The 24,221-nt window shown below is 70.9% G+C and carries 21 protein-coding genes; 10 read left to right on the top strand and 11 right to left on the bottom strand.

The features are described from left to right. Positions 1-74 precede the first annotated feature (74 nt). On the top strand, positions 75-1,274 hold the full coding sequence (locus tag AQI94_RS04785; protein WP_199814340.1) for a winged helix DNA-binding domain-containing protein: 1,200 nt from the start codon (positions 75-77) through the stop codon (positions 1,272-1,274). Positions 1,275-1,323: 49 nt separating this feature from the next. Here the strand turns inward: AQI94_RS04785 and AQI94_RS04780 are convergent, their stop codons facing one another. Further along, positions 1,324-1,638, bottom strand: a complete 315-nt coding sequence (locus AQI94_RS04780) for a hypothetical protein (RefSeq protein ID WP_031048475.1) — start codon at positions 1,636-1,638, stop codon at positions 1,324-1,326. 165 nt (positions 1,639-1,803) lie between these two features. Between AQI94_RS04780 and AQI94_RS04775 the strand changes: the two genes are divergently transcribed. Both AQI94_RS04775 and AQI94_RS04770 read left to right on the top strand, forming a co-directional pair. Beyond that, positions 1,804-2,166 carry an arsenate reductase family protein gene (locus AQI94_RS04775; protein ID WP_031048473.1) on the top strand — a complete coding sequence of 121 codons (363 nt, stop codon included), beginning with the start codon at positions 1,804-1,806 and terminating at the stop codon, positions 2,164-2,166. A 107-nt stretch (positions 2,167-2,273) separates the two neighbouring features. Further along, entirely contained in the window at positions 2,274-2,924 is a 651-nt protein-coding gene (locus AQI94_RS04770) for an RlpA-like double-psi beta-barrel domain-containing protein (protein ID WP_031048470.1), read from the top strand. 2 nt (positions 2,925-2,926) lie between these two features. On the opposite strand, the gene AQI94_RS04765 is transcribed toward AQI94_RS04770, so the two are convergent. After that, positions 2,927-3,793, bottom strand: coding sequence for an alpha/beta fold hydrolase (locus tag AQI94_RS04765; RefSeq protein WP_062229594.1), 867 nt, complete (start codon positions 3,791-3,793; stop codon positions 2,927-2,929). A gap of 67 nt (positions 3,794-3,860) precedes the next feature. On the opposite strand from AQI94_RS04765, the gene AQI94_RS04760 reads away from it, so the two are divergent. Beyond that, the gene (locus AQI94_RS04760; protein WP_031040479.1) at positions 3,861-4,310 is read left to right on the top strand and encodes a MarR family winged helix-turn-helix transcriptional regulator; all 450 of its coding nucleotides are present in this window, start codon (positions 3,861-3,863) and stop codon (positions 4,308-4,310) included. 41 nt (positions 4,311-4,351) lie between these two features. Here the strand turns inward: AQI94_RS04760 and AQI94_RS04755 are convergent, their stop codons facing one another. The 4 genes from AQI94_RS04755 to glnII form a co-directional block, all read right to left on the bottom strand. Further along, on the bottom strand, positions 4,352-5,359 hold the full coding sequence (locus AQI94_RS04755; protein ID WP_031040476.1) for an NAD-dependent epimerase/dehydratase family protein: 1,008 nt from the start codon (positions 5,357-5,359) through the stop codon (positions 4,352-4,354). A gap of 60 nt (positions 5,360-5,419) precedes the next feature. After that, on the bottom strand, positions 5,420-5,974 hold the full coding sequence (locus tag AQI94_RS04750; protein ID WP_031040473.1) for a winged helix-turn-helix domain-containing protein: 555 nt from the start codon (positions 5,972-5,974) through the stop codon (positions 5,420-5,422). A 77-nt stretch (positions 5,975-6,051) separates the two neighbouring features. After that, a complete protein-coding gene (locus AQI94_RS46195) occupies positions 6,052-6,174 on the bottom strand; it encodes a hypothetical protein (protein WP_020115901.1) in 123 nt (40 codons plus the stop codon). Between the two features lie 243 nt (positions 6,175-6,417). Beyond that, the gene (gene glnII, locus AQI94_RS04745; RefSeq protein ID WP_031040470.1) at positions 6,418-7,446 is read right to left on the bottom strand and encodes a glutamine synthetase; all 1,029 of its coding nucleotides are present in this window, start codon (positions 7,444-7,446) and stop codon (positions 6,418-6,420) included. Positions 7,447-7,760: 314 nt separating this feature from the next. Between glnII and AQI94_RS04740 the strand changes: the two genes are divergently transcribed. The 3 genes from AQI94_RS04740 (at position 7,761) to AQI94_RS04730 (ending at position 11,436) form a co-directional block, all read left to right on the top strand. Beyond that, positions 7,761-9,023 (top strand): sensor histidine kinase, encoded by a 1,263-nt coding sequence (locus AQI94_RS04740; RefSeq protein WP_031040467.1) that lies wholly within the window; start codon positions 7,761-7,763, stop codon positions 9,021-9,023. Beyond that, positions 9,014-9,667 (top strand): response regulator, encoded by a 654-nt coding sequence (locus AQI94_RS04735; RefSeq protein WP_031040463.1) that lies wholly within the window; start codon positions 9,014-9,016, stop codon positions 9,665-9,667. The genes AQI94_RS04740 and AQI94_RS04735 overlap by 10 nt, the downstream gene beginning before the upstream one ends. A gap of 182 nt (positions 9,668-9,849) precedes the next feature. After that, complete coding sequence (locus AQI94_RS04730; protein ID WP_031040462.1) at positions 9,850-11,436, top strand: DUF1996 domain-containing protein; 1,587 nt, start codon at positions 9,850-9,852, stop codon at positions 11,434-11,436. Positions 11,437-11,495: 59 nt separating this feature from the next. Here the strand turns inward: AQI94_RS04730 and AQI94_RS04725 are convergent, their stop codons facing one another. Then, a complete protein-coding gene (locus tag AQI94_RS04725) occupies positions 11,496-11,930 on the bottom strand; it encodes a hypothetical protein (RefSeq protein WP_031040457.1) in 435 nt (144 codons plus the stop codon). 129 nt (positions 11,931-12,059) lie between these two features. On the opposite strand from AQI94_RS04725, the gene AQI94_RS04720 reads away from it, so the two are divergent. The 3 genes from AQI94_RS04720 (at position 12,060) to AQI94_RS04710 (ending at position 15,312) form a co-directional block, all read left to right on the top strand. Beyond that, entirely contained in the window at positions 12,060-12,569 is a 510-nt protein-coding gene (locus tag AQI94_RS04720) for a tetratricopeptide repeat protein (protein ID WP_225890151.1), read from the top strand. A 49-nt stretch (positions 12,570-12,618) separates the two neighbouring features. Next, entirely contained in the window at positions 12,619-14,544 is a 1,926-nt protein-coding gene (locus AQI94_RS04715; protein ID WP_031040451.1) for a hypothetical protein, read from the top strand. 78 nt (positions 14,545-14,622) lie between these two features. Further along, positions 14,623-15,312, top strand: coding sequence for a TetR/AcrR family transcriptional regulator (locus AQI94_RS04710; RefSeq protein WP_078902654.1), 690 nt, complete (start codon positions 14,623-14,625; stop codon positions 15,310-15,312). On the opposite strand, the gene AQI94_RS04705 is transcribed toward AQI94_RS04710, so the two are convergent. The 4 genes from AQI94_RS04705 to AQI94_RS04690 all read right to left on the bottom strand — a co-directional run. Continuing rightward, positions 15,309-15,662, bottom strand: coding sequence for a 5-carboxymethyl-2-hydroxymuconate Delta-isomerase (locus AQI94_RS04705; RefSeq protein WP_031040445.1), 354 nt, complete (start codon positions 15,660-15,662; stop codon positions 15,309-15,311). The genes AQI94_RS04710 and AQI94_RS04705 overlap by 4 nt on opposite strands. Positions 15,663-15,690: 28 nt before the next feature. Beyond that, a complete protein-coding gene (locus AQI94_RS04700; protein ID WP_031040442.1) occupies positions 15,691-17,310 on the bottom strand; it encodes a SpoIIE family protein phosphatase in 1,620 nt (539 codons plus the stop codon). Positions 17,311-17,383: 73 nt separating this feature from the next. Continuing rightward, on the bottom strand, positions 17,384-22,789 hold the full coding sequence (gene pulA / locus AQI94_RS04695) for a pullulanase-type alpha-1,6-glucosidase (RefSeq protein ID WP_031040439.1): 5,406 nt from the start codon (positions 22,787-22,789) through the stop codon (positions 17,384-17,386). Between the two features lie 245 nt (positions 22,790-23,034). Continuing rightward, a partial coding sequence (locus AQI94_RS04690) for an alpha-amylase (RefSeq protein ID WP_062229593.1) occupies positions 23,035-24,221 on the bottom strand: 1,187 nt, incomplete at its 5' end.

Below are 24,221 nucleotides of genomic sequence, written 5' to 3'. Positions count from 1 at the left end.
CGGCGATCGGGTGACCTGCCCGGCCCCGCGCCCTCCGGGGCGCGTTGTCAGTGCCTTGGGCCAGGATGGGCCGTATGGGCCTGGACGACGAAGTGCGATACATCGGGGTGGGCGAGCGGCGGGCTCGGCTCGGGCTGCGGCAGCAGCTGGCCGGGGCGGCCCGCGTGGGAAGTCCCGAGGAGGTGGCCGACGCGCTGGTGGCACTGCACGGCTCCGACCCCGCGACCGTGTATCTGGCGGTCGGCGCGCGGCTCACGGAGCCCTCCCGGACCGTCGCCGAGACCGAGCGGGCGTTGTACGAGGACCGGTCCCTGGTGCGGATGCACGGGATGCGGCACACCGTGTTCGCGTTCCCGACCGAGCTCACCGCGGTCGTGCACGCCTCGACCGGCCTCACGGTCGCGGCACGGGAACGGGCCGCGCTCATCAAGGACATGGCGAAGGCCGGTGCCCCGGACGCGACCTGGCTGAAGGAGGTCGAGGAGTCGGCGCTGGCCGCGCTCGCCCGGCGCGGGCAGGCCACGGCGACGGAGCTCGCCGAGGACGAGCCGCGGCTGCGGGAGCAGTTCGCGTACGCGGCCGGGAAGAGCTACGAGGGCGTCCACACCGTCGCGAGCCGCCTGCTGCGGGTGCTCGGCGTGGAGGGCAAGGTGGTCCGCGGGCGGCCGCTCGGCACCTGGATGTCCTCGCAGTTCCGCTGGGCGGTGGCGCCGCCGCACCCCGAGCTCGATGTGGCCGAGGCCCAGGCGGAGTTGCTGCGCCGCTGGCTCGCCGTGTGCGGGCCGGCCACGGAGGCGGACCTGAAGTGGTGGACGGGCTGGAAGGTGACCGACGTGCGCCGCGCCCTTACGGCGGTCCGCGCGGTCGCGGTTTCCGTCGACGAGGGCCGGGCCTACGTCGTCGAGGGCGACGACGGTCCGGTCGCGGAACCCGGGGAGCCCTGGGCGGCGTTGCTTCCCGGACTCGATCCGACGGCGATGGGCTGGCAGCAGCGGGACTGGTATCTGGCCCCGGCGCTGCGGCCCCCGCTCTTCGACCGCAGCGGCAACGTGGGGCCGACGGTGTGGTGGAACGGACGGGTGGTGGGTGGTTGGGCTCAGCGGCCCGACGGGGAGATCGTCTGGCGGTTGCTGGACACCGAGGGCGTGGGGCGCGACGCGGAGGCGGCCATCGCGGTGGAGGCCGCCCGGCTGCGGGAGTGGGTCGGGGCGACCCGGGTGCGGCCGCGGTTCCGGACACCGCTGGAGAAGGAACTGGCCGAACCCGCGGGCTGACCGCGGCGCCGGGCGCCCCCTCACGGGGGAGGGCGCCCGGCGCCGAGGCTCACCGCGCGTATCGCATCAGCGCCCGCACCATGTGGCACGTGGTGTCCGACGGCGGGTGGACACCGATCGTCTCCGCCGTGTCCCGGATCGTCTCGTTGCGGGCCTGGTTCGGCACGTAGACGCCGGAGTCGAGCAGGGCGATCGCGAGCCGCATCGCCTTGAGGCGGCGGTTGTGGGTGACGTACCACTCGCGGGGGCGGCCCGGCGGCAACGGGCGCTTCTCCACGGGGGTGTACGGCAGGTCGAGCAGCACGGGGTGCTTCGCGGTGGACTGGGTCGGGAACGGCTTCGGCTTCAGTGCGGCAGCGGGCACAGGCATCCTCCTGTCGCGGTAAGGACGACCGCCGGGGACTCCGGCGACGCCCTCGAACACTGGTTTTATTCTACCGCCCGCCACTGACAAAAGCCCCTGGCCACAAGGGCTTTCGGGGGTGCTGTGACGCAGGTGGAAGACGGGTTTTCGCGTACCGTGAGAGGCATGGAGATCTGGATCAATCCGGCCTGTTCGAAGTGCCGCAGCGCGATCAGCCTGCTCGACGCGGAGGGTGCCGAGTACACCGTCCGCCGCTACCTGGAGGACGTCCCGAGCGAGGACGAGATCCGTGGGGTGCTCGACCGGCTCGGCCTCGAACCCTGGGACATCACCCGCACCCAGGAGGCCGCCGCGAAGGAGCTCGGCCTCAAGGAGTGGGCCCGGGACGACAGTTCACGCGATCGCTGGATCGCCGCGCTCGCCGCGCACCCGAAGCTGATCCAGCGGCCCATCATCACGGCGGACGACGGCTCCGCGGTGGTCGGGCGCAGCGAGGACGCCGTACGGGATGCCCTGGCCAGGAAATAGCGGGGTGTGACGCAGGTTACGTCTGATGACTCCTGTCATCGCTGAGCAACCTCGTTCGGTATCTCGTACATAGCGGCGTACGCTCCCCTACCTCTCAGGAGGCGCGGATGTCGCGCAGGAGAACACTCGGTACGAAGAAGAAGGTCGCGCTGCTGGTGAGCGCGGCGGCGGTGGCGGGTGGTGGGGCCTTCGTGCTGGCCGGCACCTCGAACGCCGCGCAGAGTCCGCAGACGGCGGCGGAATCCACGGTCTGCCAGGGGCTCGCCACCGCGCTCGGCAACAACCAGCGGTTCATCGAGGGGCAACGCGCCACCCCCGACGCCCAGTCGGCGGCCCGGATCGCCAACCGGGAAGCGGTGATCGCGCAGATCAAGGTGCAGCAGAAGGCGTCCGGTTGTGCGGTCGGGGAGTCGGCTCAGGGCTCCCAGACCGCCGCGGGCCAGCCCTCACAGGCCGCCACCGCGTCCGCGCCCGCCGCCCAGGCTCCCCCCGCGGGGAACGCCGCGTCCGGGCAGCAGGTGTGCAACGGCTCGACCGTGACGCTGTCCGGCGAGGCCGGGGCGCCCGCCGCGTCCAGCAACCAGTTCCCGATCGGCACGAAGCTGAAGGTCACCAACCTGGACAACAACAAGTCCACGACGGTGAAGGTCACTTCGCCCTCGGGTAGCTGCGCCCTGCTCAACAACGCGGCCTTCGAACAGGTACGGGAGCCGGGCAAGTTCCTCATCCGCCGGGCTCTGATCGAGAAGGTGGGGTGAGGTCATTCGGAGCGACCACCTAGGAACTCGCTGAGGCGGCGGGCCAGTTCGGGAGGTGCGGACTGCGGCAGCGCGTGGTGGGAGACGCCGGGGACGACGTCGATCTCCGCCCGCGGCAGCAGTTCGCCGGCCTGGGCCGCCACCTCGTACGACGCATGGGTCCTGCTGTTCGCGGCCACGAGCAGCAGGACCGGCGCGTTCAGGACGCGCAGTGCGTCCGGGGCGGGGCGTGGACCGGTGACCGGTCCGGCGGCGGGGAACCCGGCGGCGGCCTCCTGGAGGCGGAGCCAGTCGGGGTCCAGGGCGGCCGCTCCCCCGGTCTCCCAGTCCAGGAAGGCCCGCACCCGGGCGGGCGTGGGGCGCAGCAGCATCGGCAGGGCGTGCAGCAGATACGCCGCCTTGAACCCGGCGAAGCACTGGGTCGGGTCCAGGAGGAACAGGCGGCGCATCCGTTCGGGGGCGCGCAGGGCGTAATGCAGGGCGATCCAGGCGCCGTAGGAGTGCCCGCCGAAGTCGGCCCGCGTGACGCCGAGTCCGTCGAGGAGGGCGTCGAGCCAGGCGGCCAGGTCGGCGACCGTACGGGGGTGACGGTCGGTGGCCGGCGCGCTGTGGCCCGGGGCGCCGACCAGGTCGACGGCGAGGACGCGGCGGGTGCGGGCGAGGGGGGCGGCCTGGGCGTACCAGGACGCGGAGGTCGCTCCCCCGCCGCCCGGCAGCAGGACGAGCGGGGGCGCGTCCGCCGGGCCGCACGCGTTGACGCGGGTCGTGCCGAACGGGGTGCGCACGCGCAGCGCCTCCCGGTCGGCGGGCCACCTGGTCAGCACCTGGTCGTAGGCGGCCTCGAACGCGCCGCCGTCGTATCCGGCCATCGGACCCTCCCGTATCATCTCGTTCAGCGAGATACTCGATGAGCGAGATGATAACCGGAGGGTGCACATGCCGTCCCAGGGACCCGAGGTGGAGATCGTCCATCTCCTGCGCGCGGTGACCGTCGAACTCGGCCTGCACAGCGCCCGGTTCGCGCAGCGCAACGCCATGCATCCGACCGACGTACGCGCTCTCATCGCCCTCATGGACGCCTCCCGCGCGGGCGAGGAGATGACGGCGGGCCGGCTCGGAGCGGAGCTCGGGCTCAACTCGGCCGGGACGACCTCGCTGATCGACCGGCTGGAGCGGGCCGGTCTGGTGCGGCGGGTGCGGGGGCGTCAGGACCGGCGCAAGGTGGTCGTCGAGGTGGACGAACGCGCGGTGGAACTGGGCCAGGCCTTCTTCGGACCGCTGATCGGGCGGGCGGTGGAACTGCTCCGGGGATACGACGAGCGGGAACGGGCGGCGATCCGGGGGTTCTTGGCGGGAGTGCGGGAGGCGGCGGCCGAGGGGGCCTGACCTCCGCCGCCCCGGGCCCCGCGCGCACCGGCTCCTGCTTCTCAGCCGTGCGCTCCGGCGGCCAGTGCCTTCGCCTCGGTGTCCGGATCGATGCCCACCGCCGGCCGGTCCGGGCGCTGCGGTGCCACCCCGCCGATCTTCAGAAGCCACTGCCAGGTGTCGGCCACCGTCTCGGTGACCGGACGGCAGCGCAGGCCCGCGGCGGCGGCCCGGGAGGTGTCCGCGCCGTGCAGGGTGGTGTGCAGGTCGGTGTCCGGTGGGACCCACACCGGCAGGCCGGTCCAGGGGGCGATGCCGGCGGCGAGAACGGTGTCCGGGTCGGTCCAGCACAGCTCGGCCGTCGAAGCGGTCACGGTCACGCAGGCGTCGAGGAGTTCACCCATCGTGGTGTGGCCCCGCGGACCGACCAGGGTGTACGGACCGCTGCGTCCCGCCGCGGAAGCCTCAAGGACCCACTGCGCCAGGTCGCGGACGTCGACGTACTGGAGGGGAAGGTCCCGTGGGCCGGGCGCCAGGACCCGGCCGCCGCGGGCGACGCGGCCCAGCCACCACGGCAGGCGGCCGATGTTCTCGTACGGGCCGAGGATCAGCCCGGCCCGTACCAGGAGGGAGCGGTCCGGGCCGAAGGCGTCCAGGACGGCCAGTTCACCGCCGCGTTTGTCCCGGGCGTAGTCCGTCGCGTCCGCGTCGGCCGAGGCGCCCTCGACGACAGGCGCGTCCTCGGTGTGTCCGGCCGGCTGCGGCCAGGTGTACACCGAGCAGCTCGACACGTACGCGTACCGGTCGGCTCGGTCCCGCAGCAGCCGTGCCGTGTCCCGGACCGCGCGGGGCGCCGCCGACCAGGTGTCCACGACCAGGTCCCAGGGACCCCCGTCGGCCAGGGCGGTGAGGCCGTCGGGCGCGGTGCGGTCGCCGTGCAGCGACCGCACGCCGGGCACGGGCGCGTGCCGTCCCCGGTGGAAGGCGGTCACGTCCCAGCCGTGGGCCAGGGCCGCCTCGGCGACAGCCCGGCCGACGAACTCCGTGCCACCCAGCAGAAGAAGTCTCATGCCGGTGACTGTGCCCGCCCGAGCGCCGTGGGGGAACCCGGATCTGCCGTGGGCAGAGGGTCAGTCGCCGGTCGGCGGCGTGTACTTGTAGCCGACCCGCCGCACGGTCTGGATCGCGCCCCGGAAGTCCGCGCCCAGCTTGCGGCGCAGCCGGGCGATGTGGACGTCGACGGTACGGCCGTCGCCCACGTGACCGTAGCCCCAGACGGTGGTGACCAGTTGGTCGCGGGTGTGCACCCGGTGGGGATGCTGGACGAGGTGGGCGAGGAGCTCGAACTCCAGGTAGGTGAGGTCGAGTTCGCGTCCGTTCACCTCGGCGGTGCGCTGCACGGTGTCGATCCGCACGAGGCCGGCTTCGGCGTCCGCGGTCTTCGGCTCCTGCGGGAAGGGCGGGTGCTGGTCGGCCGGGACGAGCACCAGGTAGCCGATCATCGGGGGCTGGCCCGGCAGGGTGGGCAGGGTGTGCTGGGGCGCGGGCAGCCAGGTGGCGCCCGGCGGGAGGAACTCCGCCACGGACGGGACCTCGTCCGGGCCGACGGCTCGGAGTCGGTGCCGTGCGCCGTTCTCGGCCGGGGCGGGGAGGGTGGCGGTGGAGAGGGAACGAGTGGTCGCCATGAGGTCAGCTCTTTCGCGCGAGAGGGTCGTCGGAGGACGTACGTCTGCGCGCTGGCCGAAGGCCGGGGTGTACGGCTTTAGAGGGCCGGCGCGTTCGTCGCGCGGCAACACACCCGGTCGAAGTCGTGGTGCTGACGGGAGGGCCAGAAGGGCTCGAGGTCATGGCGACCCGTCGCGGTGATCTTCTGGAAGCTGGCCATGAACCCATTGAAGCAGACACCGGCCCGCGACAGGAGCCTCCTCTCACTGGTCGGACGCTTCCCTGGCGTGAAATGTGCGTGACCCGTCCCAACCGACCAGGCGTCTGCGCCAGGTCAGGGGCCTGACCTCGATCACCCTGCCCGGATCGCCGTCCATGCCCCCACCATGCCGGGCACCACTGACAACGCGCCGAGGGGCGCCCACCGTGGCCGGTGGGCGCCCCTCGGGAGCAGTGGCGGGGATCAGACCTGTCCGGCCTTCTCCAGCGCGGAGCAGCAGGTGTCGACGATCAGACGGGTCACCAGGTACGGGTCCACGTTGGCGTTGGGACGGCGGTCCTCGATGTAGCCCTTGCCGTCCTTCTCGACCTGCCACGGGATACGGACCGAGGCGCCGCGGTTGGAGACGCCGTAGGAGTACTCGTTCCACGGGGCGGTCTCGTGCAGGCCGGTCAGGCGGTCGTCGATGCCGGCGCCGTAGTTCTTGACGTGGTCGAGGGGCTTGGAGCCCTCGCCGAGGGACTCGCACGCGGTGATGATCGCGTCGTAGCCCTCGCGCATCGCCTTGGTGGAGAAGTTGGTGTGCGCGCCCGCGCCGTTCCAGTCGCCCTTGACCGGCTTGGGGTCGAGGGTCGCGGAGACGCCGAAGTCCTCGGCGGTGCGGTAGAGCAGCCAGCGGGCCACCCACAGGTGGTCGGAGACCTCCAGCGGGGAGACCGGGCCGACCTGGAACTCCCACTGGCCGGGCATGACCTCGGCGTTGATGCCGGAGATCGCGAGGCCCGCCTTGAGGCAGTTCTCCAGGTGCGCCTCGACGACGTCACGGCCGAAGATCTCGTCCGCGCCGACACCGCAGTAGTAGCCGCCCTGCGGGGCCGGGAAGCCGCCCTTGGGGAAGCCGAGGGGGTAGCCGTCCTTGAAGAACGTGTACTCCTGCTCGATGCCGAAGATCGGCTCCTGGGCGGCGAACTTCTCGGCGACCTCGGTGAGCGCGGCACGGGTGTTGGACTCGTGCGGCGTCATGTCGATGTTGAGGACCTCGCACAGGACGAGGATGTCGTCGCCGCCGCGGATCGGGTCGGGACAGGAGAAGACCGGCTTGAGGACACGGTCCGAGGAGTGCCCCTCGGCCTGGTTCGTGGAGGACCCGTCGAAGCCCCAGATCGCAAGCTCCGCGCCCTTGGCGTCGTCCGCCAGGATCTTCGTCTTGGAACGGAGCTTGGCCGTCGGCTGGGTGCCGTCGATCCAGATGTACTCAGCCTTGAAGGTCACGGGCCACTTCCTTCGGGGATGTGTCTACGCACTGCGGGTGCTGCGGCGCTGCGGCACTGAAACGCCGCCTCCTGGTGCCCGCGAGCCTGTCAACAGGCGATTTCCCGGTCATTGCTCGAATGTGAACCCCGTGTTACCTGGTGGTGCTGTGGCGCGATTCACGGTGTGAGTGCGACGAGCGGCGCGAAAGTCGACAGGGCGACACGGCGTCCGCGGAGCGGGTGCCTCGTATGCAAAGGGTGTACCTGGCACCACCCCTGGTCCGGGCGGTCAGGCCCCGTGACCCCGGTCGCCCCCTCGACCAGACTGGCGGCATGAGCATGCAGACGCGGAGCGGCGGTATCGGTACGAGGGCGCGGGCCATCGGGCTCGCGGCCGTACGGGGGTTCGGGCTGGCGCTGGTGACGCTGCCGGGGGCGCTGCTCGGCTTCGTGCTCACGGTGGTGTCCCTGGCGCTCGTACCGATCGGGATCGGGCTGGTCACCACCCCGTGGGTACTGACGGGGGTGCGGGCGTTCGCGGACTGGCGGCGGGTGCTGGCGGCCGAGTGGGGCGGGGTGCGGATCCCGTCGGCGTACCGTCCGGTTCCGCGGGACGCCAATCCCTGGACGCGCACCTTCGGTCTGCTGCGCGACCCGGCGACCTGGCGGGATCTGCGGTGGCTGCCGGTGGACATGACGGCGGGGTTCGTGACGGCCCTGCTGCCGGCGGTGTTCGTCCTCTACCCGCTGGAGGGGCTCGCGGTCGCGGCGGGCCTGTGGCGGCCGCTCGCCGCGTCGGGCGGCTACTGGTACGGCTTCGTGCGCGTCGCCGACCAGAGCTCCGCGCTCGCCGCCGGCGCCCTGGGCATCGCCCTGCTGGCCCTGGCCCCGCTCGCGCCGCGGCTGCTGACCGTCCACTTCCGGCTCACCCGGACCGTACTCGGCGCCGGGCAGGGCGAGTTGGCCGAACGTGTCCGCGTCCTCACCGAGACCCGACGGGACGCCGTGGACACCTCCGCGGCCGAACTGCGGCGCATCGAGCGGGACCTGCACGACGGGGCACAGGCCCGTCTGGTCGCCATGGGCATGGACCTCGGCACCATCGAGGTGCTCCTCGACAAGGACCCCGCGCAGGCCAAGCGGCTCCTCGCGCAGGCCCGTCAGTCCTCCGTGGACGCGCTCGCCGAACTGCGCGACCTGGTGCGCGGTATCCATCCGCCGGTGCTGGCCGAGCGTGGCCTGGGCGACGCGGTAAGGGCGTTGGCGCTCAGGATGCCGGTCCCGACTGAGGTGATCGTGGACCTGCCGGGCCGGGCGGACGCTCCTGTGGAGTCCGCCGCCTACTTCGCCGTCAGCGAGGCGCTCACCAACGCGGTCAAGCACTCGGGCGCCGACCGGATCTGGATCGACCTTCACCACAGCGAGGGAATGCTGCGGATCACCGTCACCGACAACGGCCGGGGCGGCGCGGTCGTCGCGGCCGGTTCGGGGCTGGCCGGGGTGGAGCGGCGGCTGGGTACATTCGACGGCGTCCTGGCCGTCAGCTCACCCGCGGGCGGCCCCACCATGGTCACCATGGAGATCCCTTGCGTGTAGTCCTGGCCGAAGACCTCTTCCTGCTGCGCGACGGTCTCGTACGACTCCTCGAGGCGCACGGCTTCGAGATCGCCGCGGCCGTCGAGAGCGGGCCCGAGCTGACCCGCGCGCTGGCCGAGCTGGAACCGGACGTAGCGGTGGTCGACGTACGGCTGCCGCCGACGCACACCGACGAGGGGCTCCAGTGCGCGCTGAACGCCCGGCGGGACAGACCCGGGCTGCCGGTGCTGGTGCTCTCGCAGCACGTGGAGCAGCTGTACGCGCGCGAGCTGCTGGCCGACGGCAGCGGCGGGGTCGGGTATCTGCTCAAGGACCGGGTGTTCGACGCCGAGCAGTTCGTGGACGCCGTACGGCGGGTCGCGGCGGGCGGTACGGCGATGGACCCGCAGGTGATCCAGCAGCTGCTGGCCCGGCGGGCGGCCGACGACCAGCCGCTCGCCCGGATCACGCCCCGTGAGCGGGAGGTCCTCGAACTGATGGCGCAGGGGCGGTCGAACGCGGCGATCGCCGGCAAGCTCGTCGTCACGGAACGGGCCATCGCCAAGCACACCGCCAACATCTTCGCCAAACTGGGCCTTGAGGTGTCGGACGATGACAATCGCCGCGTGCTGGCGGTGCTCGCGTTTTTGGACCGGGGCCGGTGAGCAGATCCTCATTCTCTGTAACTCCTGCTGTTCAGGCGGCTGTTGTCGTCCCGGTTCCCGGCAAACCTCTGATTTGTTTGTGGGACGGCTGAACACCCTTGGGACGCCATGCGTATGGGATGGCGCCGCTTCACTCCTGTCGGGCGCCTCGATGGCCCGGAAAAGGAAGTCAGAGGAGTTCCATGGGACGCAATACACGTAAACGCCGCTCGTCGATGGCCACGAAGGCCATAGCCGCGTCGGCGGCCCTAGCGCTCGGTGGGGGCGGGCTGATCTGGGCGAACTTCTACGCTTCGGCGCACGAGTCCAACAACAACGGCTGGTCCCAGAACCAGACCAAGGCCGCCGCCGCGCAGGTGGCGACCATCTCGTGCCCCGACGTCGGTCAGAAGCTGACGAACGTGCCTCAGAACGCGCGTCAGGGGGTGGCCACGGAGCTGGCCAACCTGGACAAGCAGATCACCGAGGCCTACGCCAGGCTCGCCTCGACGCGGCAGGCCCAGGCGGGTGACTCGGGCTTCGTCCAGAACGCCATCGTCGGTCCCCTGAAGGAGAAGCGGGCGGCCACGATCGACCGGATCCGCATCGACATCCAGCGGGTCGGGGGTCAGTTCAACACCTCGCTCAGCCAGTTGGCGGCCTGCACCACGCAGAACGCGCAGACGAACGCCGGCCAGAACAACGGCGGTCAGCAGCAGAACGGCGGCCAACAGCAGAACGGCGGCCAGCAGCAGAACGGTGGTCAGCAGAACAACGGCGGCCAGCAGAACGGCGGTCAGCAGAACGGTGGCCAGCAGAACGGTGGCCAGCAGCAGGGCAACGGCGGACAGGGCGGCAACGGCCCGGTCGCGGCCGACTTCGTGGACATCACCAAGGTCCAGGGCAACGCCCAGCTCGGTGTGGGCCAGAACGGTCTGCCGGCCAACGGCAACTCGGGCTCGCGTGGCACCTTCACCACCAAGTGCGGCACCAACGCGAACAAGAACCACAACACGGACAACGTGATCGTGGCTCCCGGTGTCGCCAACGGTGCCCACCACCTGCACGACTACGTCGGCAACCAGAACAACGACGCTTTCGCGAGCGACCAGGAGCTGGCGGGGGCCTCGACCACCTGCCAGAACCAGGGCGACAAGTCCTCGTACTTCTGGCCGGTGCTGCGTCTGCAGAACGGCACGCAGGACTTCGACCAGAACAACGACGGCGGTGGCAAGGAAGGCAACGTCGGCAAGATCCTGCAGGCCTCCCAGGCGCAGATCAAGTTCGTCGGCAACAAGAAGGGCAACGTCGTCGCGATGCCGACCGCCCTGCGCATCATCACCGGTGATGCCAAGGCCTTCGTCAACGGCAACGCCAACGCCAACGTGAACTGGTCCTGCACCGGCTTCGAGAACAAGGTGCAGCTGCACGACAAGTACCCGATCTGCCCGCAGGGCAGCCAGGTGGTGCGCACGACCGACTTCCAGAGCTGCTGGGACGGTCAGAACATCGACAGCGCCAACCACCGCACCCACGTGTCCTTCGTCCAGGCCGACGGCACCTGCGCCAACGGCTTCAAGGCGATCCCGCAGCTCCAGGTCCGGCTCGTCTACAACGTCCCGGCCCCGAAGCTGCAGAACGGCACGGTCGTCAACCCCTACGCGGTGGACACCTTCCCGGAGAACCTGCACAAGCCGATCACCGACCACAACGACTTCATCAACTTCTTCTCGCAGAACACGATGAACAAGATGGTCAACTGCATCAACACCGGCAAGAACTGCCAGTGACGCACTGAGAAAGCCGGCGGTGAGAATCTCTCACCGCCGGCTTTCGCGTGTCCGCGTCCTCAGTGGGACGAATGCGTGGCACCCATCTTCGAGTGGTCCGTGCCCTCCTCGATGTCCCCGCCGAGCGTCTTGCGCAGCACCGTCACGGTCCGGGTGGTGTCACCGACGGCGACCCACTTGCGGCCGACCAGGAAGTGGCCGCCGTAGTCCTTGGCCCCGTTGATCCACTCGCGCTGGCCGCGGTCGGTGGCGAAGGTGGCGAGGATGAACTTGCCGTCGGCGTCCTTGGCCTTCTTGCACACGGCCTGGCGCAGTTCGTCGGCGTCGATCTGGATGTCGGGCGTGCACTTCACCTCGGCGGCCAGGTGCTCCAGGCTGCCGGTGGCCGCCTGCGGCACCGCGGCGGCCTTCGCGTCACCGCCGGATCCGCAGCCCGCCAGCGCCAGCACCGCGGCCGCGCCGGTCAGCGCGAGCATCGGTCGGGTCAACCTCATCTGTTCCTCCGGTCACGGGGTCACGTCGGACGGGCCCCGGCGGGGGTCCGTCTCCCCCCATACGGCTGCGGGGCGCGGGACGCTCAAATCCTGGTGTCACCACGGGTACGGCTGTGCGAAAGTGTGCCGGTGAACGAGGACTGGGAAAAGCGCGTGGTCTCCGCCTGGGCGACTTTGGACGACTATCCGCAGGAACGGGCGGCCGAGTTCCGGGCCGTGATCGACGCGCTCGTGGCCGAACTGCCGGACGGCAGTCCGCTCGGCCCCTTCGAGCAGGCCTGCGCCTGGGACTCGACGGGGCACTCGGACAAAGCGGTCCCGCTGTACCGGGAGGCGCTCGCCAGGGGGCTCAGCGAGGAGAGCGGCTACAAGGGGCGACGGGCCAAGATCCAGCTGTCCAGTTCGCTCCGGAACACCGGGCGGGCGGAGGAGGGCGTCAAGCTGCTCACCCCCGAACTGGACGCCCCGTCCGACGAGTTGGACGACGCGGTACGCGCCACGCTCGCGCTGTGCCTGTCCGGCCTCGGCCGCGACCGCGAGGGCCTCTCGCTGGTCCTGGGCGCACTCGCCCCCCATCTGCCGCGCTACCAGCGGTCGATGGCCAACTACGCGCGCGCCCTGGTCGATCCGGAGGGCTGATTCGTCCGGGCGGCGGTGACCAACCACCGATTCGCTCGTTCTGCTGAACGTGCAGTCACAGGATGTCGCCCCGCGCCCCGCACCCGCCGCCGGCTCCGCCGCGGACCCCGTAGTCGATGTCGAGCAGGCCGAGGCCGCGCTCGTCGAGCACTACCCCCGGCTGGTCAGGATCGCCTATCTGGTGCTGCCGCCGGGTCTCGGCCGGGGCCGGCGGGTCCTGACCGCGCACGCCCTCACCCAGCGTGCCCTGCCGCGGGGCCGGACGGCGACGCCCGTGATCCCGGCCCAGTCGGCGGGCCGCGAGGGCGACCCCGGCTACGCCTTCGTCCGCCTCCAGGTGGTGCGTACGGCACTGGAGGCCGGCCTGCCGCTCAGGCGCCGGGCGCGGCCCCGGCGTTCCCAGCTCCCGCCGCTGCTCCCCCAGGTGTGGGGCCTCAGGCTCTTCCCGCGCTCCGGCGGCGCCGACGAACTCGCCCTGGACCAGCGGCTGTCGGCGCTGTCCGGCCCGGCCCGCGCCGCCTGTGTCCTGCGCGGCCTGGAGAAGCTCCCCGACGGTGACGTACGGGAGCTGCTGGCGGCGGCGGGCGTGACCGACGTGGACGCGGCGCTCGACGAGGCCGCCGGTACCGAGGACGGGTACGCCCTCCTCGGCTCCGCCGAGTTCGACCCCTGTTCGCTCCAGGCCCGCCCGACCGACCTGATGCGGCGCAGGCAGCACATGAAGGCCGCGCTCGCCGCCGCGGCGGCAGTCGCCGTGTGCGGGGCGCTGCTCGGTCTGCCCGGCGACGGCTGGGGTCCCGACGGCGCCGCCGCGCCGCCCTACGCGCAGAACCCCGCGGCCCAGGCCGCCCTGAACCCGGCCCTGCTGCTCAAGGTCCCGGCCGCCGCGTGGGAGTCCTCGGCGCGCACCGACTTCTCCGTGTGGCCCGCGCGCGGCGACCTCACCGGCGACACCGCCCTGCTGCGCCGCGCGCTCGCCGTCTGGGCTCGCCCCGGCGAGCGCGTCCAGGTCTCCGCGACCCCCGGCACCCCGTCGGGCGGCCCCTCCGGCCCGCCGCAGCTCCTGTACGCCGGGACCGTCGACAACGCGCGCGTGGTGCTCCTCTACGACGGTCTGCGCGTCGTCCGCTACGCCGAGCCGCGGGACGGCACCGAGGGCGCCGCCCTCGACTTCGCCCGGGTCGACGGCGCGGACCGGGCCGGGGCGGGCGCGGTCGTGCTGGGCCGCTCCGACGGCAACATCCGCTATCTGACGGCCCCTTGGGTGACGAAGGCCGCCGAGCGGGACCTGCTGAAGCCGGGCGCCGGCGCCATGGATCTCACGCTGACGGACGGCACCACCGCGCCGATGGCCGGCCCGGCCCAGACCGGCGCCTGCACCTCCTGGAACGTGCTCCAGCTGACGGACGCCGCCGGCACCCGGCTGCTGACCGACCTCGGCGAGCTGGTGCCGGCCCGGCTCACCACCGGCCGCCCCGGGTCGGCGAAGGACGCGTCCGGGCCGGGGGCATTGCGCGCCTGGGCGCCGTACGCCTGCTCGCTCGGGACGATGCGCTCCTCGGGCGTGCGCAGTGTGAACACCTGGGTGTACGCCTCGCAGCCGCTGCCCGACACGAGCGGCACGGCCGACTGGGTGTGCACCCGTGCCGAGACCTGGCAGGGCGGCGGCGAGCGGGTGCTGGCCCAGTTCCACACGCCCGGCTCGGCGTACGGGGCGGTCGCGGCGAAGGCCGAGAACGTGCCGGCCTGCGGGGCGAAGGATCCGCAGGTGCTGGCCGGGGTGCTGTGGAAGTCCGGGACCGGTTCCTGGTACCTGCTGGCGGCGGGGAGCCGCGGGACCTCGTCGATCAGCGCGACCGGCGGGGTGACGGGTTCCGCGCAGGGCGATCTGCTGGCCGTGAAGACGCGGCAGGGAGCCCAGGCCGAACTGAAGGGGACCCTGGAGGACGGGCGGGCGGTCAGCGGGCTCCGGTAGCGGGCCGGTGCCCGACCGAGGAACACCGCCGTCCGGACCGGACCGTTCCGGGCCGGATTCGATCGGTAAGGTGTTCGTATGACAACCGGGGTCCGTCGAAGAATGGGAGTCGAGGAACGGCGTCAGCAGTTGATCGGCGTCGCCCTCGAACTGTTCGCCCGCCGCTCGCCCGACGAGGTCTCCATCGACGAGATAGCCGCGGCGGCCGGTATCTCACGACCGCTCGTCTACCACTACTTCCCCGGCAAACTCAGCCTGTACGAGGCCGCGTTGAAGCGGGCGGCGGAGGATCTCGCGAGCCGCTTCGAGGAGCCGCAGCAGGGTTCGCTGGGCGGCCGGCTGCTGCGGGTGATGCGCCGGTTCTTCGACTTCGTGGACGAACACGGGCCGGGCTTCTCGGCGTTGATGCGCGGCGGGCCCGCCGTAGGCTCCTCGGCGACGAACGCGCTCATCGACTCCGTACGACAGGTCGCCTACGAGCAGATCCTGTCGCATCTGCGGGTGACGGACCCGCCCGCACGACTGGAACTGCTCATCCGCTCCTGGATCTCGCTCGTCGAGTCGACGGCCCTGATCTGGCTGGACGGCCGCCGTGTCCCGCGTGCCGAGCTGGAGATCCAGCTCGTGCACGACTTCGCCGCACTGGCCGCGGTGAGCGCGGCCTACGACGAGGAGATGACCGCGCTGCTGCGGCACATGCTGAAGGACGAGCCGCACGACGGCCCGTTCACCGACCTCGCCACCCGGCTGATCGCACTGGCGTCCTAGAGCACGGCCTTTGTGTAGGAGGCGTCCAGGTCGCGTACCTCGGCGGAGAGGTGCACGGTGAGGCCGTCCTCGGGTCCGACGTGCTTGCGCAGGAGTTCCACGACGGCCTCGGTGAGCTTCGCCTTGGTCTCCTCGGACCGTCCGGCGAGCAGGGCGAGCGTGACGTGCACGATCGCGTGGTTCCTGGTCTCACCGCCGACCGCCTCGTCCTCAGTGCGCAGGACCCGGGTCTTGCACGCCTCGAGCTTGGCGGCCGCCGTCTCGACGACGACCGGGTGGAGCGCCAGGGCGAACTCCTCCCAGTGGACATGGTCGAGATGCGGGGAGTGTTCGACGGTGATCTGCGGCATGGGCACTCCTGTTCTAGGGCGACACACGTCACCCTAGCCTCAGCGCCAGCATGGCGATGTCGTCCTCCCGGTCGTGGCCGAAGGTGTCCAGGAGGGTGTCGCACAGCGCGTCCAGTCCGGGCAGGGCGCCCGAGGAGGCCGCGCGCAGGTGTTCCAGGGAGGCCGTGAGGTCGGTGCCCCGGGTCTCGATGAGGCCGTCGGTGACCATGAGGAGCCGGTCGGTGGGCTGGAGGAACAGCTCGGTGGCCGGCGGATGGGGCAGGCCGATCCCGAGCAGCGGGCCGGACGCCTCGGCGTAGTCGGCGGTGCCGGTGTCACGGACGATCAGCGGCGGGATGTGACCGGCGTTGGCGATCCGGGTGCGCCCGGTCTCCGGGTCGATCAGGGCCAGGCAGACGGTGGCCGTGGTGTCGGGGTGGTAGCGCCGCAGGGTCCGGTCCAGGCGCTCGGCGAGCACGGCCGGATCGCTCTCGTCGACCGCGTAGGCGCGCAGCGCGTGCCGGAGTTCGACCATGACGGTGGCCGCGTCCAGCGAGTGCCCGACGACATCGCCGACCGCGGTCAGCACCCCCTCGTCCACGCGCAGCGCGGCGTAGAAGTCGCCGCCGATCTCGGTCTGCCGGGAGGCGGGGACGTAGCGGACCACGACGTCGATGCCCGGCAGGTCGGGCAGCCGGTGCGGCTGGGGCAGGAAGCTGTGCTGGAGGGTGAGGGCGACATGCCGCTCGACCTTGTACATGAGCAGCGGCTCGGCGGCCAGCGCGGTGGCCTGGGCCAGCTGGGCCAGCAGGGCCTCGCCCTCCAGGCCCACCCTGCGCATCCCGCGCGCGGGCGCGGCCAGGCACACCGGGGCCCGGCCCTCCTGGCTGACGACGAGCGCGAGGCGGGCGTCGTGCTGGACACCGGGCCGGAAGAACCCGGCGGGCCACAGCGGCGCCGGCACGGTGGTGAGCTGCACTCCGGCCTGCCCCTGGGTCAGCCGGCGCAGCAGCCGGCTGACGGCCCGGTCGGCGCCCTCGTCGGGCAGCGCGACCGGGATGCGGTCGCGGGACAGCCCGCGGTAGAGCTGGTCGTCCTGGTCGAGGACGAAGACCGCGGCCGGGGTTCCGGTGAGCCGCGAGACCCCCTCGGCGGCCGCGTCGGACAGTTCCTGGAGGGTGCGTGCGGACTGGATGGTGACGATCGTCTCGGACAGCAGGGTGAGCCGCCGTACGAGTGCCCGGTCACCGGCCCGCAGTTGCGCGTTGCGTACCGCGGCCCGGACCACCGCCTCGATCTCCAGGGGCTCGGCGGGCACCTGCAGATAGGCCTCGACGCCCGCGTCCAGCCCCTGGCAGAAGGCGGCCGGGGGCGCGGCCGCGGCGGAGAAGTGCACGACGGGCATCGCGGCCGTGTGCGGGCGTTCCTTGAAGAGCCGGCACAGGTCGAAGCCGCTCATGTCGGGCAGCCCCACGTCGACCAGCGCCACGTCCGGCAGGGTGCCCTTGAGCAGCCGGGTGTCGAGTTCGGCGAGGGCCTCGCCGCCGGTGGCGACCGGGACGACCCGGTGCCCCGCGCGGCTCAGCACGGTGCCCACGGCGTACCGGCTGGCCTCCATGTCGTCCACGACCATCACGGTCGTGCCGGTCAGCTTGCGTTGTGCGTCCATCTGTCACCCCTCGGGCAACACCGGTGGAGCAGACCGGGGTTCGGGGTCTGCTCCACCAAGGTAATGCGTTCGGCTACGGATGGCGGAGGAAAACAGCCACGGTCCGGGCCGGAACGGCGAACGTACCGGATTCCTTCTCGTACGTCGCCGCCTTGACGGTAGAGTCCGCCCCTGCCTGCTGCACGGGGTGCAGACGGTAGTCGCTGCCGGCGAGGGCGTCGACCCGCTGGCTCTGCGCCTTCGGCGTCGCGTTGAAGACGACGACGAGGTCACCGAGCTCCATCGTGATCACACCGGGCGTCTCGTCCTTGCCGGAGAGCGGGAAGGACAGCCGCGACTGCACCTGGTCCGCCGTGCCGAGCGAGAACGCCTTCTCCGTCGTACGGATCCTCAGCAGGTCGCGGTACGCGGCCGACGCCCCCTCGATCTGCGCGCAGCCGACCTTCACGGAGCTCAGCAGCGGCTTGGCGTACGGCCACTTGGAGGCGTTGTCGGCCGCCATGGGCAGTCCGCGGCCGAAGCCGTTGCCGTCCTGGCAGTTCCAGTGGATCGCGTTGAACCAGTCGCCGCTGTCGAAGGAGTTGCGGTCCAGGGACTTGGAGCGCAGCAGGTCGGTGCCCGCCTGGGAGAGCGCCGGGCCCTGCGAGAGGGCGGCGGTGGCCAGGGCGAGGACCTGCATCCGGGCCCGGTCGGAGGCGCTGGTGCCGGCGGGCAGCTTGTACGTCAGCGCGTCGAACAGTGACTCGTTGTCGTGCGCGTCGGCGTAGGCGAGGGCGTCGCCGGGCGCGTCCGCGTATCCGGCGGGCTGCCCGTTGTAGTCGACCTGGTCGCCGGTGACCTCCTTGCCGTCGCTGTCGGTGAAACGGTACTTCGCGAGGTTGCCGGAGAGACCCACCTTGATGAGGTCCTGGTAGTGGAGCAGGCGGGTCTTCTGTTCCGCCTCGGTTCCGTTCGAGGCGGACCCGTTGGGATCGGTGTACAGCCCGGACGCGAAGCCCTGGACCCCGGGGTCCTCGTCGAAGGGGCCGCCGCCGCGTACGGCGTCACGGGCGCGGTCGGAGAAGGTCGCGATCCCGGTCCCGGCCATGTTCTTCTGCGTGGCCTGCACGAAGCGGGCGTCGTCGGCGACCTCGCCGAAGTTCCAGCCCTCGCCGTAGAGGATGATCTTCTTGCCGTCGACGCCGTCCTTCGTGAGGGTCAGCGCGTCGAGGGCCTTGCGCACGGCCAGGATGTTGGCCTTGGGGTGGTGGCCCATGAGGTCGAAGCGGAAGCCGTCGACCTTGTACTCCCTGGCCCAGGTGACGATCGAGTCGACGACCAGCTTGCCCATCATCGCGTTCTCGGTCGCGGTGTTGGCACAGCAGGTGCTGTTGGCGACCGAGCCGTCGGCGAGAAGCCGCTGGTAGTAGCCGGGCACGATCCGGTCGAGCACGCTCGTGGCCGCCTGCCCGCTCGCCGCGGTGTGGTTGTAGACGACGTCCATGACGACCCTGAGGCCGTCGTCGTTGAGGGACCTGACCATCTTCCGGAACTCGACCGTACGGCCGGTGCCGTCCGGGTCGCTCGCGTACGAGCCCTCCGGGACGGTGTAGTGGTACGGGTCGTAGCCCCAGTTGTAGGCGTCCTTCGCGGCGGTCTTCGCGACGCACTCCTGCTGCTGGTCGGAGTCGGCCGGGTAGGAGGCGAGGTCGCAGGCGGGGGTCGCCTGGTCCTGGCGGCGTTCGGGGACGGTGGCGAGGTCGAAGGCGGGCAGCAGGTGGACGTAGCTCGTCCCCGCCTCGGCGAGCTCCTTCAGGTGCTTCGAGCCGTCGCTGTTCTTGTCGGTGAAGGCGAGATAGGTGCCCTGGTCCTTCGCGGGCACGGTCTTGTCCGCCACCGAGAAGTCCCGGATGTGGAGTTCCTGGATCTCGGCGTCCTTGAGCGGAACGGCCTTGGGCTTGGTGTACGTGGTCCAGCCGCGCGGGGCGAGGGACCGGTCGTCCAGGTCGACGACGAGGCTGCGCTCGGAGTCGGTGGTCAGGGCGACCGCGTAGGGGTCGGTGACCTTGTTGGTGACGACCTTCCCGACGCTGGGTGCCCAGACCTTGACCACGTACCGGTAGGGCTTGCCCTTCCAGGACCCCGGACCGGTGACGGACCAGACGCCGGTGCCGGCGTCGCGCTTCATGGCGACCGTGGAGCCGCCGAGTTCGAGCTTCACCGACTGCGCGGTCGGCGCCCAGACCGAGAGCGTGGGGCGTCCCTTGCTGAACGTCGGCCCGAGGTCGGCCTTCGTCGCCTTCGGGTACAGGTCGTCGAGGACGCCCGCGATCTGCACGCCGGTGGCCGCCAGCACGGCTCCGTTCGCGGCCCGTTGGGAGGCGACGAGCTGGCCCCCGAGGGCCTGGCGTACGCGGTCGCGGTCACGCGGGTCCACGGACCAGGCCGTGTAGTCCTTCAGATGCGGGAACCTGGCCTTCTGGGTGTCGGTGAGGGCGGTCTTGGTGAGCCGCAGCCACCGCTCGTCGTCGCTGGTCAGCGCACCGCCCTGGACGGCGATCGAACCGTCGTGGGAGTACAGCAGCTGGGTGGAGGCGGCAGCCTCGGAGCCGTTCCAGGCGACGGTGTCCCGGTCGATCCAGACCGCCTTGGAGGTGGTCAGGTCGAGCGCGGCCGCGGACCCGGCGGGCTGCGGGAGGAGGTACTTCTCCTGGCCGTTCAGCAGCCACACCTCGTGGCCGTTGGCCGTGAGGTCCAGGGACTGATCGGTGGGCAGGTCCTTCTGGTCGCCCTTGTGGATGATGTAACTGAGGCTTGTGGCACCGTCGTTGAGAGGTACCTCGTAGACCGCGCCGTAGGCGTCCGTCCGCACCGGCGTCAGCGGCTTCGACCAGTCGGTGGGGTTCGCGGCGCCCGTCCAGACGTGCAGACCCCAGCCGTCGTAGTCGCCGTCGGCGCGGTGGTAGTGGACGACCGCCTTGGTCCTGTCCTGCGCCGGGTAGTCGGGCCGCTCCGTCCGTACGGTGTCCTTGCCCTGCTCGATCCAGATCTCACCGGTCTTGGTGACGTCGATCGTGCGGTCGGTGGAGACGTCCTTGGTGCCGTCCTTGTCGATGACGAGGAAGCCGACGTTCGAGGCACCGGGCTTCAGCTTGACGTAGGCGAAGGCGCCGTACGCGTCCCGGCCGACGAAGGGATGGCTGTCCGGCCAGGTGGTGGACTCGCCGTCGGCGAGGTCGCCCCAGGCGTACAGGCCCCAGTCGGCGTAGTCGCCGTCGGTGCGCTGGTAGTGGACGACCGCGTAGTCGCGGGAGGAGACGGTGGGGATCTCCTCGGCGGGCGGGGTGCCGGTGACGGACTCCGCCGTCGCCGAAGCGGTGCGTCCCGTCGAGTCGATGACAACCGCCTTGTAGCGCAGGGCTGTTCCGGCCGGCACGGCCTTGCCCACGGTCTGTGTGACCTTGTACGGGGCGTGGTCGGCGGAGCCGAGCGTCCGCCATGTGCCGCCGCCGACCTGAGCGGCGAAGACGACCCGGTCGAGCTGTCCGCCGTCCACGTCGGCGGTGAGCTCGACGGTGCCGGTGGCACCGGCGGCCGGGGCCTTGAGGGTGAGCGTCGGCTTGGCGGCGGGCTTGGCGGGCTTGCCGGCCGCCTTGAGGACGATCGCCGAGCCGGCGGGGACGGTGACGGTGATCTTCTTGTCGGCGTCGGTCTTCGTCGTGACGTCGGTGCCGTGGATCCCCTTGAACGCCATGTTCGCCGCACCGGTCGCGAACGTCGCCGACTTGGCCTCGCCCGCGTTGTTGAAGGCGATCACGTACTCCTGGCCGGTCTTCGCGTCGGTGCGGGAGAAGGCGTAGACCCCGGCCCCGTCGGCCGCGTACCGCTCCTCCTGGACGCCGTCCGTCAACGCCGGGTTCGCCTTGCGGAGCTTGGCGAGTGCGGCGATCTGGCGGTACAGCGGGGCGCTCGTGTCGTACGCGTCGCTCGCGTGGGTGCGATCGGTGCCGATCTCGTCGTCGTCGAGGTAGTCCGCGGTCCTGGACGCGAACATCGTCTGGCGGGCGTCCTTGTCGCCGCCCGCGCCGGTGAAGCCCTGTTCGTCGCCGTAGTAGACGACGGGGTTGCCGCGGCTGAGGAACATCAGCTCGTTGGCGAGCCTGTCCTTGGCGAGCAGTTCGGCGTCGGTGGCCTTCGGGTTGTCCTGGTTCAGGAAGTACCCGACGCGGCCCATGTCGTGGTTGCCGAGGAAGGTGACCTGCTCGTAGGCGTTGGCCTTGTCGGTCGTGTACTTGTAGTCGTCCCCGAAGACGGCGCCGAGCTTCTGTGCGCTTCCGCCCTGGGAGGCGTACTGCCGTGCGGCCTCCTGGAAGGGGAAGTCCAGCGTGGCGTCGAGGCGGCCCTGGGTGACGTACGGCGAGGTGACCGCCGTGTCGGCGGAGTAGACCTCGCCGAACATGAAGAAGTCCTTGCGGCCCTGCTTGGCCGCGTAGGCGTCGAGGGCCGTGGCCCACTGGGTCCAGAACTCCATGTTCACGTGCTTCACGGTGTCGATCCGGAAGCCGTCGATGTCGAAGTCCCTGACCCAGCGCTGGTAGATCTTCTCCATCCCGGAGACGACCTCGGGGCGCTCGGTCCACAGGTCGTCGAGGCCGGAGAAGTCGCCGTAGGTCGTGGACTCGCCGGCGTAGGTCGAGTCGCCGCGGTTGTGGTACATCGTCGGGTCGTTGAGCCAGGAGGGGACCTTGGCGTTCGCGCCGGTGACCGTCGGTGTGCGCGGGAAGGAGTCGGCGTCGACCGCCGGGAACCTCCGGTCGCCGGCCGCGTGGTCCGCGTCGTCGAAGGGCTCGCCGTCCTTCGTCAGATACGGGAAGGCGCCCTTGGAGAGGTACTCGTAGGACTTCTCCTCGTAGTCGACGACGTCGGCGGTGTGGTTGGTGATGACGTCGAAGAAGACCTTCATGCCCTTGGCGTGGGCCTTGGAGATCAACGTCTCCAGGTCCTTGTTGGTGCCGAAGTGCGGGTCGACCTGGGTGAAGTCGGTGATCCAGTAACCGTGGTAGCCGGCGGAGGCGTTGGACCCCGTCCCCTGCACGGGCCGGTTCTTGAAGATCGGGGCCATCCAGATGGAGGTGGTGCCGAGGCCCTTGATGTAGTCGAGCTTCTTCGTGAGGCCCTTGAGGTCGCCGCCCTGGTAGAAGCCCTTGTCGGTGGGGTCGTAGCCGGTGCTCAGCCGTGAACCGGTGAGCCCGCCGCGGTCGTTGGAGGTGTCGCCGTTGGCGAAACGGTCCGGCAGGACGAAGTAGAACTGCTCACGGGTGGCGTCGTGCCGGGCCGGTTCCGCGGCGAGCTTCGCGTCGGAGGGCGGTGGCGGCGGGGTGTCCGCGCGGGCGGACAGCGGCTGGACGAGCGCTGCGGCCAGCGCGGTCACGGTGACCGCGGCGACCCGTCCGGCATGCGTGGTGCGGCGCTTGGCCGGCACCGGCCATCTCGGTATCACAGACGTGGACTCCTTGCGATGTACGGCTCTGCGGGTCCGACCCCGCGTGACCGTATCGCCGCCGTAAGGATTACAGCAAGAGTCCTGAAACGACCGGAAAGAACTTTCAGCGCCGGACGGTGCAGGTGACGAGCGCATGAGGCACGACATGGACGTCCGGCCGGTCGGCCGAGATACTCGGACGACCGCCCCCGCGCCGGCACGGACAGCCGGAACAGGGGCGGTAGCCGGGGGGCGGGAGCGGCTCAGCAGCTCGACTTGCCCGCGTAGATCGCGAGCGCCGTGTTGGCGCCCAGGGTGGCGGTGAACTGGCCGCTGGAGTTCACGGTCACCGTCGTGTTGTTCTGCACGTTGCAGTACGTCCCGGCGGGCAGCGAGGTCTGGTACGTGCGACTCAGGCTGCTCGACTCGTGGTTGATGGCGACGTACCCCTTGGCGCCGCGCCCGAAGGCGATCGCGTCGCCGCCGTTGTCCCACCAGTTGGAGAGGGACTCCCCGCGGGTGGCGTTGCGGAAGGCGACCATGCGCAGGATCTCCGGCCAGGCGTGCTGGCACTTCCAGCCGTCCTGCCAACAGGCGCTCACGGAACCGCTGTTGGGTGGCCCGGCGTCCGTGTCGGACCACTCGTAGCCGGAGTTGATGTCCGGGGAGCCGTACGGATGGGCGAGCATGAAGACGTTGGCGAGGGTGTAGTCCGCCCCGTCCTTGTAGTTGAGCGTGGACCCGTTGCGCTCGGTGTCGTGGTTGTCGACGAAGACGCCCGCGACCGAGCTGCTCAGGTAGCCCCAGCCCTCGCCGTAGTTCTTCAGATAGGCGAGGTTCTCGTTGTTGAAGACGCGCTTGAGGTCGTAGGCGTAGCGGAACTCCTGCACATCGCCGTTGCCCGTGTACTCGGTGGGCTGGACGGCCTCTCCGCTGCCGTAGATGACCTCCTGCTTCCAGTAGACGGAGCTGTTGCTCAGGCGCGACTTGATGTTGGCGAGGTCGCCGGCCGGGATGTGCTTGGCCGCGTCGATGCGGAAGCCGTCGACGCCGTAGCCGAGCAGGGAGTTCATGTACTTGGCGATGGTGGCGCGGACGTACTCCTCGCCGGTGTCCAGGTCGGCGAGGCCGACGAGTTCGCAGTTCTGGACGTTGGCCCGGTTGGTGTAGTCGGAGATCGTGGCGGTGCAGTCGTCCATGTCGGCCGAGGAGTACAGGCCGGGGTAGGTGTACTTCGTGTACGACGAGCCGCCGGTACCGGTGCCGCTGCCCGCGGACATGTGGTTGACGACGGTGTCGACGACGACCTTCACACCGGCCGCGTGGCAGGTGTTGACCATGTTCTGGAAGGCGGTGGCGTCACCGAGCCGTCCCGCGATCTTGTAGCTGACCGGCTGGTACGACGTCCACCACTGCGAGCCCTGGATGTGCTCGGCGGGCGGGGAGACCT

Source organism: Streptomyces pseudovenezuelae (assembly GCF_001513955.1).
Lineage (GTDB): Bacteria > Actinomycetota > Actinomycetes > Streptomycetales > Streptomycetaceae > Streptomyces > Streptomyces pseudovenezuelae.
This window is presented reverse-complemented; position numbering and strand designations above follow the sequence as displayed.

Bases quoted from the DNA above. Each gene is read 5' to 3' on its own strand.
- AQI94_RS04785 (WP_199814340.1), top strand. From the start codon at position 75: ATGGGCCTGGACGACGAAGTGCGATACATCGGGGTGGGCGAGCGGCGG.
- AQI94_RS04775 (WP_031048473.1), top strand. From the start codon at position 1,804: ATGGAGATCTGGATCAATCCGGCCTGTTCGAAGTGCCGCAGCGCGATC.
- AQI94_RS04770 (WP_031048470.1), top strand. From the start codon at position 2,274: ATGTCGCGCAGGAGAACACTCGGTACGAAGAAGAAGGTCGCGCTGCTG.
- AQI94_RS04765 (WP_062229594.1), bottom strand. From the start codon at position 3,793: ATGGCCGGATACGACGGCGGCGCGTTCGAGGCCGCCTACGACCAGGTG.
- AQI94_RS04760 (WP_031040479.1), top strand. From the start codon at position 3,861: ATGCCGTCCCAGGGACCCGAGGTGGAGATCGTCCATCTCCTGCGCGCG.
- AQI94_RS04755 (WP_031040476.1), bottom strand. From the start codon at position 5,359: ATGAGACTTCTTCTGCTGGGTGGCACGGAGTTCGTCGGCCGGGCTGTC.
- AQI94_RS04750 (WP_031040473.1), bottom strand. From the start codon at position 5,974: ATGGCGACCACTCGTTCCCTCTCCACCGCCACCCTCCCCGCCCCGGCC.
- AQI94_RS46195 (WP_020115901.1), bottom strand. From the start codon at position 6,174: ATGGCCAGCTTCCAGAAGATCACCGCGACGGGTCGCCATGACCTCGAG.
- AQI94_RS04740 (WP_031040467.1), top strand. From the start codon at position 7,761: ATGAGCATGCAGACGCGGAGCGGCGGTATCGGTACGAGGGCGCGGGCC.
- AQI94_RS04730 (WP_031040462.1), top strand. From the start codon at position 9,850: ATGGGACGCAATACACGTAAACGCCGCTCGTCGATGGCCACGAAGGCC.
- AQI94_RS04725 (WP_031040457.1), bottom strand. From the start codon at position 11,930: ATGAGGTTGACCCGACCGATGCTCGCGCTGACCGGCGCGGCCGCGGTG.
- AQI94_RS04710 (WP_078902654.1), top strand. From the start codon at position 14,623: ATGACAACCGGGGTCCGTCGAAGAATGGGAGTCGAGGAACGGCGTCAG.
- AQI94_RS04705 (WP_031040445.1), bottom strand. From the start codon at position 15,662: ATGCCGCAGATCACCGTCGAACACTCCCCGCATCTCGACCATGTCCAC.
- AQI94_RS04700 (WP_031040442.1), bottom strand. From the start codon at position 17,310: ATGGACGCACAACGCAAGCTGACCGGCACGACCGTGATGGTCGTGGAC.